General features: G+C 71.2%; 3 protein-coding genes and 1 pseudogene. All 4 read left to right on the top strand.

The annotated features are described in order from the left end of the window. Positions 1-205 precede the first annotated feature (205 nt). Positions 206-379 carry a hypothetical protein gene (locus ACIBJF_RS49840; protein ID WP_399184521.1) on the top strand — a complete coding sequence of 58 codons (174 nt, stop codon included), beginning with the start codon at positions 206-208 and terminating at the stop codon, positions 377-379. Positions 380-418: 39 nt separating this feature from the next. Continuing rightward, positions 419-505 (top strand): annotated as a pseudogene (locus ACIBJF_RS49835) (carboxymuconolactone decarboxylase family protein); the annotation flags it as partial. A 36-nt stretch (positions 506-541) separates the two neighbouring features. Beyond that, complete coding sequence (locus ACIBJF_RS49830) at positions 542-796, top strand: hypothetical protein (protein WP_399184520.1); 255 nt, start codon at positions 542-544, stop codon at positions 794-796. A 118-nt stretch (positions 797-914) separates the two neighbouring features. Beyond that, positions 915-1,358 (top strand): FAD-dependent oxidoreductase (locus ACIBJF_RS49825; protein WP_399184519.1); only part of this gene is annotated, 444 nt, incomplete at its 3' end.

Raw genomic sequence — 1,358 nt, 5'->3', positions numbered from 1 at the left:
GCTGCGCGCGGGGGGCCGGCCGCCCGCGGGGGGCGCCCCCCCCCCCGACCGCCGAGGTACGAGGGTCCGCTGAGGGGCTCGGCGGTGGACGCGGGCAGGGTGCAGATCCGCAAGCTTTTGCGGGAGATGCCGACGATGCCGGCGACGGTGATTGGTGGAGCGGCTCGGCTGGCAGCGGGGGATGACGATTCTCAAGGAACGTGTTGTGCGTGAGCTCAGACCGGCGTGTTTGCCGGTGGACCCGGTGTCCCGGACGACGTATCGGCCGGGCGAGCCGGCCCAGTGTGACCTGTGGTTCTTCGAGGCGGACATCCCGCTCGGCCATGGGCAGACAGGCCGGCTGCCGGTCTGGGTGATGGCGTCCGGCTGCTCATGGTGATCGCCGGGAGGATGCTGCCCTCGCGGTGGACCGGGGACCCTGATCCCGGCCCCGGTCGGGGAACGGCTGGCGATCGCCACCGCAGAGTACAACAATTGCACGTACTGCCTCTCCGCCCACACCTCCATAGGGGCGCGCGTCGCCAAGGTCGGCGCCGGGGGATTGGAACGTGCCCGCCACGCGGAGTCCGCCGACCCCCACGCCGCCGCACTGTCGGACCTGTCCCACGCGATTGCCCGCGGCCGCGGCCGCATCGGTGAGACGCAGTTCAAGGCTGCCCGGGCCGTGGGCGTCACCGACGCCGAGATCGCCGAGGTCGCGGGCAATCTGGCGTTGAACATCCTCACGAACTACTTCAACGTCCTCGCCGATACCGACACCGAATGGCCGGTCGTCACCCCGCACACCGACGCCTGACCGACGCGCCCTGGCCTGGTCGGGGAGCCCTCGCCCAGGCCCGACCGAGCAGGCCCGACGGGCAGCATCGCCACTGCCTCGACCGTCGTCAGGCACTCCTAGGAATGCGTGGAAGAACATGAGCGAATCGCACGAAAACCAGATAGGAGTGCCTTACGACGTGGTCGTGCTGGGCGCAGGCCCGGCCGGTGCGAACGTCGCCGACCGCGCCCGTGCCGCCGACCTCTCCGTAGCAGTCGTGGAACGGGAACTGGTCGGCGGTGACTGCGCGTACTGGGCGTGCGTGCCCAGTAAGGCGCTGCTGCGGCCGGTCATCGCGCTCGCCGACGCGCGGCGCGTGGACGGTGCCCGGCAGGCCGTCACCGGTCGGGTCGACGCCGATGGCGTCTTCGCCCGTCGCAACCGCTCTGTCTCCGACTGGGACGACACCAGACAGGCTCTGTTCCTCAAGTCCATCGGAGCCGACCTCTTCCGTGGCCACGGCCGTCTCGACGGGCCCCGACGCGTCAGCGTCACCCGTGACGACGGCGCCCGGCAGACCCTCACGGCCCGGCACGCGGTG

It is taken from the genome of Streptomyces sp. NPDC050743, assembly GCF_044456925.1.
Taxonomy (GTDB): domain Bacteria; phylum Actinomycetota; class Actinomycetes; order Streptomycetales; family Streptomycetaceae; genus Streptomyces.
This window is presented reverse-complemented; position numbering and strand designations above follow the sequence as displayed.